Here is a 15,962-nt window from a genome sequence, read left to right as displayed (position 1 = left end):
AGAGTTCCGTTCTCTCGTGGTGAGCGGGGCGTCGCGTCTCTTGGCGGGGAGCGACGGCCCGCGTTTGTGTTGGGAGGTCAGGCGTGGGCGAGTCGCCGCGTGCGAGCGGGCGGCTCACCGGCCATCCACCGGTCGGCGTCGTCGCGGCGCACGCGGTAGCAGGCGTGCGGTTTCGGCTGGGCGCCTCGCAGTCCGCTGCGGCCGTCGGTGCGCTGGTACTCGCGGAGCGCGCGCAACACGGTGTCCTTGTGGCGGCGGGTGTAGTCGGCCGTCTCGCGAACGGTCATCCACGGCGAGGGGACTGCGGCGGCGCCGTCGACGCGCGGTTTGGTCGGCCGGGGCGGCGGGATCGGGTGCGTCGGCACCGGTCCCTTGTTCGGGTGGGCGTCGCCGGTCATGCCGCGCCGACCTTGGACGCGCTCATCACCTGGTCGATGTCGACGCCCAGGTGGTTGGCGATCCGGTACAGGGTCTCGACGGCGGCCGTGTTGGTGCCGGTCTCGATTCCGTACAGGTGCTTGTAGGAGACGCCGACAGCGGCGGCGAAGTCGCTCCGGTTGACGCCGCGCTGCTCGCGCAGGGTCCGGATGTTGGTTCCTCGGGGGTCGGCCATGGGGACAACATAGGACACTAAAGGAGACACAGCAAGAAATTAAAGGACAGTTCTGCGTACCGGGTTGAAAAGGAGAAGCTAGAAGAGGTACAAAGAACCCAGAAGAACCCACCAGAGGAGGACAGGTGCGGTACCTGACGAGACAGAAGCGCCCTCGACCCCCCTGCCGAGTGGACAGCACTAGACCAATGAGGCATGCTTCGGACATGCCCGGAAGAGACTGGAAGAGACTTGCGGACTACGTCACCCGTGCGCGCGTCGACGCCGGATTCCGGGCGCGGCGCAGTTTCGCCGAACACATCGGCGTGTCGGACAAGACGCTCCAGCGGCTGGAGTTGAAGCACGAGCCCGTCAGCCCGACCGTGCAGGCGTCCATCGAACGCGGGCTCGACTGGTCCCCCGGTAGCGTTCGGGCCGTGCTCGAAGGCGCCGAGCCGAACGAGCAGGCATCGCAGTCGGCGCCGGCGCCCGTTGATCCAGCAGAGGCGGCGGAGGAGTTCCGCGAGAACCTGCGACGGGACTTCAACGAGCTCATGGCGCGCGTCGACCAGTTCATCGAGCAGCAGCGGCGCTCCGGGTAAGTGACCACTTCGGACAACCGTTCGCTTAGGGCCGATCGAGGATTTTGCAACGATTTGCCGTAGTTGTTCGACTACCGGGCGTAGACCATTACGCCTAAAAGGACGTCGAATGACCCGAGTTGATGATCAGCGTTGGCTGGTCGAGCTGAAGCAGATGCGCGACCGCATCGACGCGGAGATCTCCCGAATCGAGCAGGAGCAACGATCCCGCGATGAACGCAAGCACAGCTGGCAGCTCATCAGAGGTGGCTTGCTCACCGTTGTATTGCTGACCCTCAGCGGCGCGGTCTGGGCGCTGCGGCAGCTGCGGGACCACACGACAGCCTTTGCGTTGACGGCGGCGACGGCATCCACCGGCGTGGTGGTCATGGCCATCGTGCTGGTTCCGGCGACCGATCGAGATGCCCGCGGCGAGTCGCCGCCCCAGCCGCACAGGACACGGGTCCTGCTGACGCCAGGACCACGCGAGACCGAAGTCACGACGCTCGCGCCGACGGCGCCCCAGCAATCGAGCACGCCGGACACCACGACGAGCACGCCTGCCACGTTGAGCAGCGAGCCCGAGCCGCCATCAGCGCCCCCCGATTCAGCCACGAGCGCGCCGGCCACGTCGAGCACGCGAGATCAGCCGAGCACCACCCCGACCAGCACGACAGAACCAAGCCCGGCGGAGCGCCCCAACGACAACGGCGAGACGGAGCGCCCCGACGACAACAAGCACGACCAGGGCAAACCACACGACAAGGACCGCTGTCTACGGGTGCGACCACACCTCGGAGTAGACCCGCACGCCTGCCTGTCCGCTGTAGGTGAGGTGTTGCAAGCAACGATCTAGGGAGGCGATATGGCATGGGCTGACCCGTTACCGGGTGGCGGTTTCCGCGGTGGATACCGCGACTCAGCCGGAACGAAGAAGTACGTCAAGGACGCTGCAACAGGCCGGACGCGGAAGTTCACACGGAAGAAAGACGCGCGCGACGCCGCGACCGAGGAAGAAATCAGCGCCAGCCGACAAGCCGCGGTCGACACCGGAAAGCAATCCGCAAGGATCCCGTGGGGCGAATTGTGGGACCGCATCTCCGGCGCTCGGGACGCACGGCCGTCCGACACCTACGTCACCGAACACTGCCTCGTTGAGAAGTACATCCGTCCAAAATGGGGCGACGTTCACCTCAACAAGATCACCAGCAAGGGCAGTGCTGACACCGGCGTTCAGGAATGGGTAGACGACCTGACGGCCGGCCGCGTTGACGCCTGGAAGTACGAACGGCAGCCCTCCCCCGCCTACGTCCGGCGGATCTACGCGGTGTTCCAAGCATCGATGACGACAGCCAAGGACAAGGGCATCCTGACGGCCTCACCCTGCGTTGGTATCAAGCTGCCCAAAAAGACCAAACGGGCAAAGCCCTATCTCGCACGGGACAACGCCGAGAAGATGGGCGAGCACCTACGGAACTACCGCGACGTTGTGGATTTCAGCCTCGAGACCGGTCTCCGCCCTGGCGAACTGTGTGGGCTGCATGCGCACAACGTTGACTTAAAGCGCGGCTGGGTGGTGGTGTGCGAGGTCTTGGTAGCGCGACGTCGCGTCATCCGACCCTATCCGAAGGACGAGGACATGCGGGCGGTCCCTCTGACACCCAAGGCGATCGAAATCCTAGACCGCCAGCTCGACGGACGTAGCCTCGCCGGCGGCTGCGGAGTCGAACACACCGATGGGACCGAATGCACTGGTGCGCTGGTCTTTCTCACCAAGCGGGGACACCCGCTGCGATCCGATCGGGTTGGGGATTGGATGCGCCGGGCTGCGAAGAAGGCGAGCGTTCCATCGGTGTCGCTGTACGCGAGTCGCCGGGGATTCGCCACACGCGCGGCGGATGGCGGGCTCGATGTGTTCGCACTTGCTGACGCCATGGGACACGCTGATATCCGACAGACCAAGGAGTACGTACAGCAGACAGCCGCCGCTCGACAGCGCCTGATCGCAGCCCTCGGCCAGGCGCCGACGCTGACCGTAATCCGTGGTGGGGCAGATGGGGCAAGTCATGGGGCAGACGTCGACCAACAGCCGTCTTCATCGGACTCGATCGAACCCGACCAAAACGCAGGCTGACCTGCTAGTTCGCAGTCAGACGCCGTAATCCACCTTCAACCACCGCAAGCCGTAAACCCGCAGGTCAGAGCACTCAAGCGACACCAACACTGTCACAGTCAATGGGTGTGGGGCTTGCCGAACGATCACTTGCGCCCGGATGGGGGCTGGGGCGGTGCGAGCATGGGAACCTTCCTGTCACCTCCACGCACGGGGGCCGCATGACAGGAAGGTTCCCTTCCTCGCATCCAGCGCCCGAGGAGTGGCAGGAAGGTTCCCAGCCGCCCCTACCACCGCGGACCGGATACCGTCCGCGGAGAATGTGAACAAACGGTCGCATCTTCGCCGGGGCTGGTGGCGGCCGCGCGGAGGAGGTGGCAGGGATGGCGGATCGGCCGCCGCAGCGTCGCAGGCAAGCAAGGGGCGAACGGCGCATCGAGTTGCTGTTGGACGCCGCCGCCGAGGTGTTCAGCGAGGTCGGCTTCGCCGCCGCGACCACGAACGCGATCGCGGCTCGCGCCGGATCCTCCCCCGGGTCGCTCTATCAGTTCTTCCCGAACAAGGAGGAGATCGCCCGCGCCCTTGCCGAGCGGTACCTCCGCCAGTTGCAGGAGGCGCACCGCACCGCCTTGACCGTGGAGAACGCCGGCCTCCCGCTCACCGAGCTGATCGACGCGATGCTGGACCCGATGATCGATTTCAACTTGTCGAACCCGGGCTTCCAAGCCCTGTTCAACACCCCGGACGAGGTGGCGACGAAACCCCTGCACATCCGCGAAGCGGTGATCGACCGGCTGAGCACGATCTTCGCCGCGCGCGCCCCGGAGCTGCCGGAGGACCAGAGGGTACGCGCCGCGCGGGTGCTGACCGGAGCGTTCCGCGGCGTCCTGCCCCTGATCATCACGTCGACCGGAGACGAGCGAGCATCGGTCGTCCGCGAACTCAAGCGGATCTTCCACGCCTCCCTGGCACCGCTGGTCGGCGACTGATCTGCCCCGGGCCACCACTCCAGCTTTCAAAACGTCGCGCGGAGATTTCGCCGGTCATGCGCTGCTGAACCCGTGACAGGAAGGGAACCTTCCTGTCACGGCGCCCGCCCCGCACAGCTGTGGAGCGAGCGCCGTTGGTCGGGAGCTAGCGAGTTCCGGCCAGGGATTGCGCGGTCGGCGACTGCGATGGGCTTGCTTCGCTGATGCCGAACCGGGCGTGGATTCGCTTCAGCGGTGCGGGGGCCCACCAGTTGGCGTCTCCGGCGAGCCGCATGAACGCGGGCACCAGGACAGCTCGGATCAACGTGGCATCGACCAGCACCGCCAACGCCAGGCCGAGCCCGAGCGTTTTCAGGAAGAGCACGCCCGAAGACGCGTACATCGCGAAGGACACCGCCAAGATCGCTGCGGCAGCGGTGATCAGCGGTGCGCTGCGTTCGATCGCCACCGCGACAGCCGATTCGTTGTCACCAGTCCGGTCGTACTCCTCCTTGATCCGGGACATCATGAACACCTCGTAGTCCATGGACAGCCCGTACGCGATGCAGAACATCAGGATCGGAATGCTGGTTTCGAGCGTTCCGGTGGCGGTGAAACCGAAGACGTCGGACAGGTTCCCTTCCTGGAACATCCAGACCAGCGCACCGAACATGACCGACAGGCTCAGCAGGTTCAGCACTGTCGCCTTCAGCGGCAGCACCAGGCTGCCGGTCATCAGGAACAGGATGATGAACGTGATCCCGAAGATCACCAGCAACGCCAGCGGCAACCTGTCGAGCAGCGCCGCCCGGAAGTCCGCGAGTTCGGCGGGATAACCGCCCACCTGCACGGCGAACGGCGCGGGGACGTCGCGGACGTCCTGCACGAAGCCCAGCGGATCTGCCTCCAGGATCGCGGTGCTGGGCACGACTGAAAGCCACGTTCCGGTGCCGCTGGTGAACCGGTCGAATTCGGCCGGCACACCGGCCGCGCGCTGCCCGTCGACGAACCGGCCGACCATGGTATCGACCTGCACCACGCCTTCCAGCCGGGACAGCGCGGTCGCATAACCCTCGACCTGCGGCCGCAGTCCACTCGGGTCACCGGCGGACGGGGCGACGAGGTGGATGGCGTCGGACTCCTCGACCCCGAAGTTGGCCCGGATTCGCTCGGATACCTGCCGGCTCGATGCGCTGGGCGGCAGCACCCGGTCGTCCGGCAGGCCGAACCGCAGTCCGAGGATCGGTGATCCCAGCACCAGCAGGATGACGATGACGGCGCCGCCGAAGGCGACTGGTCGGCGCATCACGATCAGGGCCGTGCGGTGCCAGAAGCCGGCGCGACTCGGCCGGGGGCGGCGACGCCGCAGCACGCCTCCGCCTACCGCACGTCCGACAAGGGCCAGCGCTGCCGGGAGGGTGAAGAGCACCCCGATGGCGCTGAACAGCACGACGAAGAATCCCGCGTAGGCGAAGGACCGCAGGAAGGGGAACGGGAACAACAGCAGCCCCAGCAGCGAGATCGCGACGGTCAGCCCGCTGAACAGCACCGTTCGCCCGGCGGTCTGCACACTGTGGATGATCGCGTCGTGCTGGGTGTCGCCGCTGCTGAGACGTTCCCGGAACCGGTTGATCACGAACAGGCAGTAGTCGACTCCCAGCCCCAAGCCCATCGCGAGGGTGATGTTGAGCGCGAACGTGGAGACTTCGGTGAAGGCGGCCGTGACGCGCAACGCCGCCATGGTGGCGACCATCGCGAACACTCCGATTCCGAGCGTCAGCAGAGCCGCGACGAATCCGCGGAACACCAGCACCAGCAGCACGAACACGAGCGGGAAGATCAGCGCTTCGGCCCGGATGAAGTCCTGCCCAGCCTGCGCGCCGACCTGCCGGAAGACCTCCTCTCGGCCACCGACCTCGACCGCGATGTCCACGGTGTCGCGGGTGAACTGCGGTGAGAGGTTGCGGAGGATGCCGCGGGTCTGCGTCGCGTCGCCCGGAACCCGCGCCAGCACCAGGGCGTGCCGTCCGTCGGCGCTCCGCAGCGACGGACTGGCCCCGCGGGACCAGTAGGAGTCGGCCTCGGCCACTTCCGGACGGGCGGCCAGTTCGTCGGTCAGCGCCCGACCGGCCGCGGCGACGGCCGGATCGTCCACGTTTCCGTTCTTGGCGGTGACCAGCAGTGACATGTTCGGCCCGCCGGTGCCGAACTCGCGGTCCAGCACGTCGGCGGCGACCAGCGACTCGCTGCCCGGCGATTCGAAGCGGGACAGTGAAAGCGCGCTCATCGCGCCGGAGGCACCGACCAGTGCCACGGCGAACATGACCAGGCTGACCGCGAGGGTCCACCACCGGCGCCGGATCACGAATCGGCCGAGGCACGCCAACGCGGGTTCGGGGGGCGGGCTGTTGCCCGAATCAAGCATCGCGAAAAGTCCCTCTCTTGGCTGCTGGCGGTGTCGTTGCCGACCCGGAAGAACATGCGAGCAAACACTCGCATTTTTCGAATGCAAGTAAACGCTCGCAAAAGTGAAGTGGGGGTGAAATCAGACGCTCGGTCGCGGCCCGCTCCCGCCGGCCACGGGAGCGGTGCAAGGGAACCTTCCTGTCACCGCAGGAACCGAAACGGCCCGCCCGACTGGAGCAAGGGAACCTTCCTGCCACTCCAGGCCCGGGCGGACCCATCTGGCTGCGCAGCCGGCAGCAAGGGCCTGCGTCAGGAAGCCGAAGGGTGCAGCGCCGCTCTGAGCTGAGCGCAGATCGCTCCCACCTCTGCTTCGTCCGGGATGTCGCCTTCGGCGAACATCGCCATCTGCAGCGCGGGCCCGTAGCCGCCGAACCGTTCCATCAGGTCGCAGGTGGCGGGCTGCACGACGAAGTGGATGTGTCCCGGCACGCCTCCGGAATGCGACCACAGGCAGACGTAGACCTGCTCCGGGCGCACGACGTCTTCGACCGCTGCAGACACGCGCCGCAGCAGCGGACCGAGCTCGGCGCTCTCCTCTTCGGTCAGCTCCGCGATGTGCAGCACGTGGCGGAACGGCTTGACCAGCAGCGTGCCAATGCCCAACGGACCCACGCAGTGCTCCACCACCCAGGAAGCCGTCTCGTGGATTCTCCCGCCCGGGAGGGGGACTGCGCCGCTGGAGAGATCACAGGCCAGACACCGGCCCGCCTTCGCAATCAAGACCCGACCTCCTGGAATCCGGTGACAGGAAGGTTCCCATGCTCGCGCCCGGAATGACAGGAAGGTTCCCATGCTCGCGCCCGACGCACCTCGGCTCGGCACCCGGCTGGTGGTGGCGAAATGGTCGCGAGGTCGGCGACCAGGTCGCCGACCTCGCGATAGTGCCGTTTCAGCCGCGCAGGAGCGTTTCGACGCCCTGGCCGCGGATGGATGCGTCGAGCACCTGCACGGTGTGCGCCATCGCCAGGCGCTCACCGCAGCGCTCGAGCGCCGTGCGGATCTGCATCGAACACCCCGGGTTCGCCGTCACCAGCAGCTTCGCACCGGTAGCGAGGACGTTCTCGGCCTTGCGATCTCCCAGTTCGCGCGCGGCCTCCGGCTGGAGCAGGTTGTAGACGCCTGCGGAACCGCAGCACAGTTCGCCCCGGTTGATCTCCTTGAGCTCCAGTCCGGGGATCGCGCGCAGGAGTTCGCGTGGTTGCGACCGGATGCCCTGGCCGTGCGCGAGGTGGCAGGCATCGTGGTAGGCGATCTGCACCGGCAGCGGGTGGCGCTCGGCGACCGGGCCCAGCTCAGCGAGCAGTTCGGAGATGTCGCGCACCCGCGCGGAGAAGCGTTCCGCGCGCTCGGCGTATTCCGGGTCGTCCTGCAGCAGTCGCGGGTATTCCTTCAGCGTGGAGCCGCAGCCGGCCGAGTTGATGACGACGTAGTCCACGCCGGATTCTTCGAAGGTGTCCAGCAGTTGGCGGGCGAACTTCACCGCTTCGGGTTCGCGCCCAGAGTGCTCGCTGAGCGCGCCGCAACAGCCCTGCGCCGGCGGGATGACGACGTCGCAGCCTTCTGCGGAGAGGATGCGCGCCGTTGCCGCGTTGACGTCGGGGAAGAACGCGCTCTGCACGCAGCCGGTGATCATGCCGACGGTCGCGCGTCGCTTGCCGCGCGCCGGGATCCGGTTTCCCAGCTTCGGCGCGCGACTGATCGGTGGCGCCAGGGATTCCATCACCTGCAGTCCGTCCGGCAGCTTCGCCAGCAGCCCGGACCGCTTGAGCAGCTTGCCGATGCCGAGCCGCTGGTACAGCGCGAGCGGTCCGCGCATCGCCTTGAGACGACGTGGGTACGGGAACAGCGTGAAGATCGCCGTGCGCAGGAGTCGTTCCCAGCGTCCGCGCTGGTGGTTTCGTTCGACCTGGGCTCGCGTCTCGGTGATGAGCGTGCCGTACTGCACCCCGGACGGGCAGGCGGTCACGCAGGCCATGCAGCCGAGGCATGCGTCGAAGTGACCGGCCATCGTGTCGGTCATGGGCTCGCCTTCGAGCCCTTCCTTCATCAGGTAGATGCGCCCGCGCGGCGAGTCCATCTCCTCGCCCCACAGGTCGTAGGTGGGGCAGCTGGGCAGGCAGAATCCACAGTGGACGCAGTCGTCGACGAGCTCGCGCTGCGGCGGGTGCAGCGCGTCGAAGGCGCCCGGGCGGGCCGGGGTCTCGGTCATCAGATTCCTCCCACGAACCGGCCGGGGGCGAGCCGGTGTTCCGGATCGAACTGGTCCTTGGTGCGACGCATCAGCGCCAGCAGCCCGGGCGCGATCGGCCCCCACGGGTCGATCGCGGCGTCCTGCGGCGTGCGGAGCAGTACCGCGTAGTCGCAGCTGGCGCGCAGCGCTTTGACGAACTCGGCGACGGCGGCGGCGTCCGCGTCGCCGGGCAGCCCGGCGTTCAGCACGCCGAGTCCGGCGGCGCCGCGGATCGACAGCGGCAGGCCGTTCGCCGCGGCGGCGTCTTGCGCGGCGTTGAGCAGTCGGGGCAGCGCGGTCGGCTCCGCGCCGAAGCGCAGACCGATCCCGCCGGCCGGGTCGAACGGGTATTGCCCCCACCACGAAGGGGCCTGCTCCAGCACTTGGGCGCCGTGCCCAATGGCGGCGGCCAGCTCGACCGCACGGTCGTGCGTGGCTGTGGGCCTGCCTTCGAGCTGCGCGCAGACCGTGATCGGCCTGCCGGGTTCGGCCCGGTCGAGTTCGATCGCGGTGGGCATCGCCTGGGAGTGCCGGACGATGTCGGCGGCGGCCGCGGCGCTTTCCGGGTCGTCGGCGGTGACCGTGATCCAGCGGTGCTCGGCGGCGACCGGGTGCAGCCGGAACACGGCTTCGGTGATCACCCCGAGCGTGCCGAAGGAGCCGGTGTAGAGCTTGCCGAGGTCGTAGCCCGCGACGTTCTTCACGACCTTGCCGCCCGCCGTGGTCACCGTGCCGTCGGCCCGCACGACCGTGATTCCGATCAGCAGGTCGCGCACGCCGCCGAAGAGGTGCCGGGACGGCCCTGCGGTTCCGGTCGCGATGATGCCGCCCAGCGTCGCCGTCGGCAGCGGCTGGTCGATCGCCAACTGCTGCCCGGCGGCGCGAGCAGCGCTGTTGATCTCGGCGATCGGCGTTCCGGCCAGGGCGTGCACCACGAGGTCGCCCGCGGCGTGGTCGACGATGCCGCTCGCGGCGGACACGTCGAGCAGCAGGTCCACGGCGTCCGGCGCGCAGCCCCAGCTGAGCTTGCTGCCCGATCCCCTGGGCACCACCCGCAGGCCGTGCTCGGCGGCGATCTTCATCGCCACCGATGTCCGTTCCGTTCCGTCCACAGTGGCCACCCAGTGCGGGCGGACGCCGGACACGGCGTCGGCCTCCGTCGCTTCCCGCACGCATTCGGCGCCCAGCGCGGCCACTAGTGCTCCGTGCGCGGCGTCCTTGGTCGTAGTGGGCATCAGAACTGGTCCGCCAATCCCGCTTCGGTCAGTGGGTGCACGCCGCGCCGGGGCCCGGGCACTTCGCCGCAGAGCCTCGGCGTCGGGAAGACCTTGCCCGGGTTGCAGATTCCGACCGGGTCGAAGGCGCAGCGCACGCGTTGCATGGTGTCCAGGTCGTCGGCGGTGAACATCCGGCCCATGTACTTGACCTTGTCCGCGCCGACCCCGTGCTCGCCGGTGATGGAGCCCCCGTGCTCGATGCACAGGTCGAGGATCGCGCCGGAGACCGCTTCGGCGCGCTCGTTCGCGCCCGGCTCGGCATCGTCGAAGAGCACCAGCGGGTGCAGGTTCCCGTCTCCGGCGTGGAAGACGTTGGCGACCCGCACGCCCGATTCGGCGGACAGCCTGGCGATCCGGCCGAGCACCTCGGGCAGCGCGGTCCGCGGGATCACCCCGTCCTGCACGATGTAGTCGGGGCTGATGCGGCCCACCGCGGCGAACGCGGACTTGCGGCCCTTCCAGATCATCGCGCGTTCGTGATCATCGGCGGCGACCCGGATCTCGAACGCGCCGTGCGCCTCGCAGTGCCGCTTCACCTCGGTGAAGGTGTGCTCGACGTCGGCCGCGGGGCCGTCGAGTTCGACGACCAGCACCGCGCCGGCGCCTTCCGGGTAGCCGCACTGGACAGCTTGTTCGGCGGCTTCGATGGCCAGCGCGTCCATCATCTCGATCGCCGCTGGGGTGACGCCGTCGGCGATGATCGCCGACACAGCCGCGCCCGCCTCGTCGGTGGACGGGAACCCGGCCAGCAGGGTCTGCACCGCCTCGGGTTTGCGCAGCAGCCGCACGGTGATCTTGGTGACCACGCCGAGCGTGCCTTCGCTGCCGATGAAGGCGCCCAGCAGGTCGTAGCCCGGGGTTTCCCGCGCGTTGCCGCCGAGTTCGACGATGTCACCGTCCGGGGTGACGACCTCGAGGGCGAGGATGTGGTTGGTGGTGAAGCCGTACTTCAGGCAGTGCGCGCCGCCGGAGTTCTCCGCGACGTTGCCGCCCACCGAGCAGACCTGCTGGCTGGACGGGTCCGGCGCGAAGTAGTAGCCCTGCGCGGCGACGGCCTTGGTGACGTCGAGGTTGATCACGCCCGGTTCGACGACGGCCCGCTCGTTGGCCAGGTCGATCTCCAGGATCCGCCGCATCTTCGAGGTCACCACGAGCACGCCGGAAGCGTGCGGGAGCGCCCCACCCGACAGTCCGGTGCCGGAACCTCGGGCCACGAACGGGACCTGGTGCTCGGCGCAGATCCGGACGATCTCCTGGACCTGCTCGGCGGTTTCCGGCAGCACCACCACGGCCGGCACGACCCGGTAGCTCGCCAGCCCGTCGCATTCGTAGGTGCGCAGCCGCTGCGGGTCGGTGATCACCGCATTGGGCGGCAGTGCCGCGTGGAACCGCTGCACGACCTGGTCGAGCGCCGGCTCGGTCGCGGTGCTGGTCGACTGCATGCTCAGCCTCCCGGTTACTTCCGTTTTACGGAATGCCCCTTCCGGTCATCGGGAACCCTAGGTTGTTCACAACATAGATACAAGAGGTGGACAAGATGTTCCGCCGCCGCGCACAGCACCAGGATCGCGCTCGGCTCCCGCCGTGACCAGAGCAAGGGAACCTTCCTGTCACTCCCACCGCAAGACGAGCCGCCGCCGGGCGAGAAATGACAGGAAGGTTCCCATCCTCACGCCCTCCGGGCCGCCGGATGACAGGAAAGTTCCCATGCTCGCACCGCCGCGAATGCCGAGGTCCGGAGGCGAGCGCCGCGGTCAACGGGACGAAAGCGGAAGACGTCTCAAAACGAGCGGAACCGAATACTTCTCATCAACGTCAAACACGACGTAGGGTCGACAACCAGTCAAATCACGCTGAGGGGAAGTGCCGCAGTGGGTGGCAATCTGCAGATGACGCCCGGGACGCTGACCGAGCACGGCTCCGGCTGCGAGAGCCTCGCCGACAAGTTCGGGCAGCTCGCTCAGCTTCTGGAGCAGGCGCGCACCGACGACCAGTGCTTCGGTCCGATCGGAAACGCCGTCGGCATCAGCGACAAGTACTTCGAAACGCTGCAGGGCTGCCAGGAGAGTGCCCAGAAGGCCCAGCAGTTCCTCACCGAGACCAAGCAGGCCCTCGAAGACACCATCAAGGACTACGACGAGACCGAGCAGCAGATCATCGAGATGCTGAACAAGGCCGGAGAGGGGCTCGCGGGATGACCGGCCCGGGAACTTTCACCGAGCTCAACCAGGGCGACTCCACTCGCAAGAACTGGGCCGAGCAGACCCTGACCCGCGGCTCCTCTATCGCCGGCGCCACCTCCGACCTGAAGGACGCGGCCGCCAACACCAACGGCGGCAGCCTCGCCGACGGCTCCGCCGCGCCCGAGTGGACCTCCGCGGTCATCGCGGCACGCCAGGAGCAGATGGACCTGCTGTCCAATCCCGGCCAGGCGCTGCTGGACAACGGCCTCGGCTTCCTGGTGTCAATCGTGATGACGCCGCTGATCGAGATCGCCGAACAGGCCATCGGCGACCCCGAGCAGATGCGTGCCACCGGCAAGGGCTGGGAAGACGTCGCGAAGTGGCTCGACTCGGTCGCCGAGCAGGAGCCCCAGCGCGCCGAGGCGACCGCCGGGACGTGGGTCGGTCAGGACGGCGACGCCTTCCGCAAGCAGATGACCGAGTTCGGCGACGGGACCAAGGCCCTGGCGCAGGACGTCCGCGGGCTGAAGGAAACCCTGGACGGCATTGCGGACATGTTCGACATGTTCGTCGAGATGGTCATCAACATCCTCACCGAGCTGATCATCAGCCTGATCATCCAGTGGCTCGCCGCGCTCGCCGCGTCGTGGATCACCGCAGGCGCCTCGGTGGGCGCGGCCGGTGCGACCACCACCGCGTCGGTCGGCATCACCGGTGGCCGAATTGCGACGCAGGTCGCCAAGGTCCAGGCCCAGCTCTTCAAGTGGCTGAAGAAGCTGGAAGAACTGCTCAACAAGATGCGAGGCAAGGGCGGGTTGCAGAAGTTCCTGGCCAACCGAGTGTCCAAGAGCAAGGAGATCACCAACCCGGATGGCACGACGGGCTTCACCTCCAAGACCAGCAACTTGTTCATGGGCCGCCACGGGATGGGGAAGACCGGCGAGGAAGCCTTGGCCGCCAACATCGGCGGTAAGGTGATCGGCGAGGTGCTCGGCGGAAAACCCAGCCTGGGCAAGGCTGCACTGTCCGGCGTTGTGGAAACCGTCGAAGGGCAAGCGATCAAAGAAATCCCCAAGCAGATGTACGACCAGGCCAACCAGCGGATCAGCGGGCAGCTCTCACCGGAGGAGAGCAAGGCTGCGCAGGAGAAGGGATTCTCGTGACCTGGCGGGAGCCGCGAGCTGAATGAACCAAGAACACCTGATCCTCAGCGCGCGGTCGTGGTGGTGCGAGCCGGGTGAACCCATCCTCTGGGCGATGCCCGACCCGTACCACATTCCGCTGTTCGAGGTCGGTGGCCTCGACGAACACGGCAAGAAGCGTCGCAGCATCCTCACTCGCGCCGCGTTCCAAGTGGGAGCTCTGCCGTTCCGTGTCAATGCGCTGATCAGCTGGGGTGACGAACCCGCCGACGACCGCAGTCAACCCTCGGCTGTGGTGTCAGCACGGAGTGCCGACACGCTGGCCGTCCGGATGACAGGTACCGCAGGAGATGCCATCCCCGGGGCGCTACCGGGAGTCCTCATCGCCACACCACAGCGGTTGGCGCTGCTCGAGCTTCCTGAATACCCCGAGGGCTCGCTGGACGTCCTGGACAAAGCCATGGACACGGTCATGAAGGTCACTGGTCCGGTCGGCAGGCTCGCGGACGACTTCGCGGGAACCATGAACTCCACCATCAACGGCAAAGGACGCGCCTTCGACCACAAGGGGCAGACCCGCGCCCTTGAAATCGTCGAACGGGCTTGCGTAAAAACGGACCAGATCGTCAACTGCGACGTCGTGCAACGCGAGTTCCGCTGGCTCGGATACGAGAAGGAACACCGCCACCGCCCCTACCTGCGAATCAACTTCATCGATGGTTCTCTGCTCGATCTGCGGATCCCGGTGAAGACCGATCCGAACCGGGTTCTCGGGCTGGTGCGCGGCAATGGGGGCAGCAGTTGGTAGCAACACCAAACGAACTCGCACAGTTGGCTGCGCAGGGCTGGCTGCGCCAGGGCGAGTCGTTGCACCGGGTCTTCGAACGGCGACCCGGCTTTCTAGCATCCACAGTGGCCGGCAATGCGAAGGCACCGCACGTTCCGGTCAACTCGGTACCGAAGTGCGCCCAAGCAGTGCCGGAGGACTACCTCAAACCGTCGGAGCTCGTAGCGCGAGGCGAGCACCTCGGCGACGAGTGGGTGCATGACCGCGGGGTTCGCGGGTGGGCGAGGGCCGCTGTCGGACACCAGCTCGCCGTGCAGGTCGCCGACATGTTGACGGCAGGCAACGGCTACGCCTGGTTGGTCGCCACCACGCACCGCGTGGCCGTGGTCATCCCGGCCCAATTCGTCGACCAACCGGCAGCGCCCCTGGTCACCTGGTGGGAGCAGCCCTCGAACGCGGTGCGCGGCGTCCGCGACGTGTTGTTGGGGCGAGCGTTCTTCGGAGCGCCGTTCGCCTCCATCGACTTCGCCGACGGCTCCAACCTCCTGCTCCGGCAGTGACCCTTCGCCGCAGGCGTCGCGGCTGACAGGAAGGTTCCCATGCTGCGGCGCCAGTCGGGCCGTGGTGACCGGAAGGTTCCCATGCTTCACGCCGTCGGCAATGGTAGGAAAGTTCCCATGCTGCGCTGCTATGCGGGCGGAGTGACAGAAAGGTTCCCGTACTGCACTCCGGCCGCCGCCGTGGTGACAGGAAAGTTCCCATGCTTTCGCCGTGTCACAGCCGGGCGAGGGTTTTGATCGACGGCATGGCCGTCTTGCCCAGGCGGTCCACCGCGCGCTGGACGTGATCGCCCGGGTAGCGGAAGCGCAGTTGGTCCGGCACCGCCAGGCCGGTCGTCCGGAACCCGCACAGCCCGACCGCGACCACTGGCGCCGGGTACGCCGGGCGGCCGTGCAGCTTCCGCGCCCACCCCGGCAGCACCGAGTACGCGAGGTGTCCGAGGGGCAGGTAGCCGAGGTTCACCGGCAGCAGCCACCACGGCGCGAACGGCCGGTGCAGGAAGTCGTAGACCAGGTCGGAGTCGGCCGTCCGCTGCAGTTCGGGCCGGATCTGCTCGAAGTACTCCGCCATCGCGCGGGTCGAGCCGGGCACCTCCGCCGGGTCGAGCCCGACGAGGGCGGCCGCCCGGCGCTGTTCGTCGAAGTACCGGTCGAGCTGCGCCTCGGTGAGCGGGAATCCCGCGCGCCGCACGACACCGGCGAACGATGCGACTTCGGCGCAATGCACCCAGCGCAGCAGGTCCGGGTCGTCCAAGCGGATCTCGGCGCCGGTTCTCCGATCGGTCGCGCTGAGCATGCGGTGCACCCGGCGGACCCGTTCGCCCGCGGATTCGGCTTCGGCCGTCGTGCCGTAGGTCGTCGTGGCGACGAAGTTCCCGGTGCGCATCAGGCGTCCCAGCGGGTCTTCCCGGAACCGGGAGTTCTGCACGACGGCCGCCACCGCGCGCGGGTGCAACGCCTGCAGGTAGAGGCTGCAGATCCCGGCGATCCACATCGCCGGGTCGGCGTGCAGCTGCCAGGTCACGGTCTGCGGCCCGAACAACCCCTCGTCGCGCATCCGCCC

General features: G+C 67.7%; 16 protein-coding genes. 8 read left to right on the top strand and 8 right to left on the bottom strand.

Features of this window, described 5'->3' with window-relative positions; genetic code table 11:
- Positions 1-77: 77 nt before the first annotated feature.
- Positions 78-398 carry a hypothetical protein gene (locus AB0H93_RS20300; protein WP_358574444.1) on the bottom strand — a complete coding sequence of 107 codons (321 nt, stop codon included), beginning with the start codon at positions 396-398 and terminating at the stop codon, positions 78-80.
- On the bottom strand, positions 395-613 hold the full coding sequence (locus AB0H93_RS20295) for a helix-turn-helix transcriptional regulator (RefSeq protein WP_358574442.1): 219 nt from the start codon (positions 611-613) through the stop codon (positions 395-397). The genes AB0H93_RS20300 and AB0H93_RS20295 overlap by 4 nt, the downstream gene beginning before the upstream one ends.
- A 206-nt stretch (positions 614-819) precedes the next feature.
- On the opposite strand from AB0H93_RS20295, the gene AB0H93_RS20290 reads away from it, so the two are divergent.
- From AB0H93_RS20290 to AB0H93_RS20275, 4 genes are all read left to right on the top strand, one after another.
- Positions 820-1,194 (top strand): hypothetical protein, encoded by a 375-nt coding sequence (locus tag AB0H93_RS20290; protein ID WP_358574440.1) that lies wholly within the window; start codon positions 820-822, stop codon positions 1,192-1,194.
- Positions 1,195-1,348: 154 nt separating this feature from the next.
- Positions 1,349-2,029 carry a hypothetical protein gene (locus tag AB0H93_RS20285; RefSeq protein ID WP_358574439.1) on the top strand — a complete coding sequence of 227 codons (681 nt, stop codon included), beginning with the start codon at positions 1,349-1,351 and terminating at the stop codon, positions 2,027-2,029.
- 9 nt (positions 2,030-2,038) lie between these two features.
- Entirely contained in the window at positions 2,039-3,307 is a 1,269-nt protein-coding gene (locus tag AB0H93_RS20280; protein ID WP_358574438.1) for a tyrosine-type recombinase/integrase, read from the top strand.
- A 362-nt stretch (positions 3,308-3,669) separates the two neighbouring features.
- The gene (locus AB0H93_RS20275) at positions 3,670-4,275 is read left to right on the top strand and encodes a TetR/AcrR family transcriptional regulator (RefSeq protein ID WP_358574437.1); all 606 of its coding nucleotides are present in this window, start codon (positions 3,670-3,672) and stop codon (positions 4,273-4,275) included.
- A 145-nt stretch (positions 4,276-4,420) separates the two neighbouring features.
- On the opposite strand, the gene AB0H93_RS20270 is transcribed toward AB0H93_RS20275, so the two are convergent.
- The 5 genes from AB0H93_RS20270 to AB0H93_RS20250 all read right to left on the bottom strand — a co-directional run bounded on the left by AB0H93_RS20270 (position 4,421) and on the right by AB0H93_RS20250 (position 11,669).
- Positions 4,421-6,679: an MMPL family transporter gene (locus AB0H93_RS20270; protein ID WP_358574435.1), complete on the bottom strand. Its 2,259-nt coding sequence runs from the start codon at positions 6,677-6,679 to the stop codon at positions 4,421-4,423.
- A 290-nt stretch (positions 6,680-6,969) separates the two neighbouring features.
- Entirely contained in the window at positions 6,970-7,332 is a 363-nt protein-coding gene (locus AB0H93_RS20265) for a hypothetical protein (protein WP_358495880.1), read from the bottom strand.
- Between the two features lie 277 nt (positions 7,333-7,609).
- Positions 7,610-8,929, bottom strand: a complete 1,320-nt coding sequence (glcF, locus tag AB0H93_RS20260; protein ID WP_358574434.1) for a glycolate oxidase subunit GlcF — start codon at positions 8,927-8,929, stop codon at positions 7,610-7,612.
- Entirely contained in the window at positions 8,929-10,185 is a 1,257-nt protein-coding gene (locus tag AB0H93_RS20255) for an FAD-binding oxidoreductase (RefSeq protein ID WP_358574433.1), read from the bottom strand. Before AB0H93_RS20255 ends, glcF begins: the two co-directional genes overlap by 1 nt.
- A complete protein-coding gene (locus tag AB0H93_RS20250) occupies positions 10,185-11,669 on the bottom strand; it encodes an FAD-linked oxidase C-terminal domain-containing protein (RefSeq protein WP_358574432.1) in 1,485 nt (494 codons plus the stop codon). Before AB0H93_RS20250 ends, AB0H93_RS20255 begins: the two co-directional genes overlap by 1 nt.
- 429 nt (positions 11,670-12,098) lie before the next feature.
- Between AB0H93_RS20250 and AB0H93_RS20245 the strand changes: the two genes are divergently transcribed.
- Genes AB0H93_RS20245 through AB0H93_RS20230 form a run of 4 tightly spaced genes read left to right on the top strand, consistent with a single transcriptional unit; the run spans position 12,099 to position 14,899 of the window.
- A complete protein-coding gene (locus tag AB0H93_RS20245; protein WP_358574431.1) occupies positions 12,099-12,425 on the top strand; it encodes a hypothetical protein in 327 nt (108 codons plus the stop codon).
- Positions 12,422-13,573, top strand: coding sequence for a hypothetical protein (locus tag AB0H93_RS20240; RefSeq protein ID WP_358574429.1), 1,152 nt, complete (start codon positions 12,422-12,424; stop codon positions 13,571-13,573). The genes AB0H93_RS20245 and AB0H93_RS20240 overlap by 4 nt, the downstream gene beginning before the upstream one ends.
- 22 nt (positions 13,574-13,595) lie before the next feature.
- Positions 13,596-14,360: a hypothetical protein gene (locus AB0H93_RS20235; RefSeq protein ID WP_358574428.1), complete on the top strand. Its 765-nt coding sequence runs from the start codon at positions 13,596-13,598 to the stop codon at positions 14,358-14,360.
- Between the two features lie 23 nt (positions 14,361-14,383).
- The gene (locus AB0H93_RS20230; RefSeq protein WP_358574427.1) at positions 14,384-14,899 is read left to right on the top strand and encodes a hypothetical protein; all 516 of its coding nucleotides are present in this window, start codon (positions 14,384-14,386) and stop codon (positions 14,897-14,899) included.
- A 214-nt stretch (positions 14,900-15,113) separates the two neighbouring features.
- Here the strand turns inward: AB0H93_RS20230 and AB0H93_RS20225 are convergent, their stop codons facing one another.
- Positions 15,114-15,956 (bottom strand): oxygenase MpaB family protein, encoded by an 843-nt coding sequence (locus AB0H93_RS20225; RefSeq protein ID WP_358574426.1) that lies wholly within the window; start codon positions 15,954-15,956, stop codon positions 15,114-15,116.
- Positions 15,957-15,962 lie beyond the last annotated feature (6 nt).

The sequence above is a fragment of the Saccharopolyspora sp. NPDC050642 genome (genome assembly GCF_040654735.1).
Lineage (GTDB): Bacteria > Actinomycetota > Actinomycetes > Mycobacteriales > Pseudonocardiaceae > Saccharopolyspora > Saccharopolyspora elongata.
This window is presented reverse-complemented; position numbering and strand designations above follow the sequence as displayed.

Bases quoted from the DNA above. Each gene is read 5' to 3' on its own strand.
- AB0H93_RS20285 (WP_358574439.1), top strand. From the start codon at position 1,349: ATGCGCGACCGCATCGACGCGGAGATCTCCCGAATCGAGCAGGAGCAA.
- AB0H93_RS20280 (WP_358574438.1), top strand. From the start codon at position 2,039: ATGGCATGGGCTGACCCGTTACCGGGTGGCGGTTTCCGCGGTGGATAC.
- AB0H93_RS20225 (WP_358574426.1), bottom strand. From the start codon at position 15,956: ATGCGCGACGAGGGGTTGTTCGGGCCGCAGACCGTGACCTGGCAGCTG.
- AB0H93_RS20250 (WP_358574432.1), bottom strand. From the start codon at position 11,669: ATGCAGTCGACCAGCACCGCGACCGAGCCGGCGCTCGACCAGGTCGTG.
- AB0H93_RS20295 (WP_358574442.1), bottom strand. From the start codon at position 613: ATGGCCGACCCCCGAGGAACCAACATCCGGACCCTGCGCGAGCAGCGC.
- AB0H93_RS20255 (WP_358574433.1), bottom strand. From the start codon at position 10,185: ATGCCCACTACGACCAAGGACGCCGCGCACGGAGCACTAGTGGCCGCG.
- AB0H93_RS20275 (WP_358574437.1), top strand. From the start codon at position 3,670: ATGGCGGATCGGCCGCCGCAGCGTCGCAGGCAAGCAAGGGGCGAACGG.
- AB0H93_RS20240 (WP_358574429.1), top strand. From the start codon at position 12,422: ATGACCGGCCCGGGAACTTTCACCGAGCTCAACCAGGGCGACTCCACT.
- AB0H93_RS20300 (WP_358574444.1), bottom strand. From the start codon at position 398: ATGACCGGCGACGCCCACCCGAACAAGGGACCGGTGCCGACGCACCCG.
- glcF (WP_358574434.1), bottom strand. From the start codon at position 8,929: ATGACCGAGACCCCGGCCCGCCCGGGCGCCTTCGACGCGCTGCACCCG.
- AB0H93_RS20235 (WP_358574428.1), top strand. From the start codon at position 13,596: ATGAACCAAGAACACCTGATCCTCAGCGCGCGGTCGTGGTGGTGCGAG.
- AB0H93_RS20270 (WP_358574435.1), bottom strand. From the start codon at position 6,679: ATGCTTGATTCGGGCAACAGCCCGCCCCCCGAACCCGCGTTGGCGTGC.
- AB0H93_RS20290 (WP_358574440.1), top strand. From the start codon at position 820: ATGCCCGGAAGAGACTGGAAGAGACTTGCGGACTACGTCACCCGTGCG.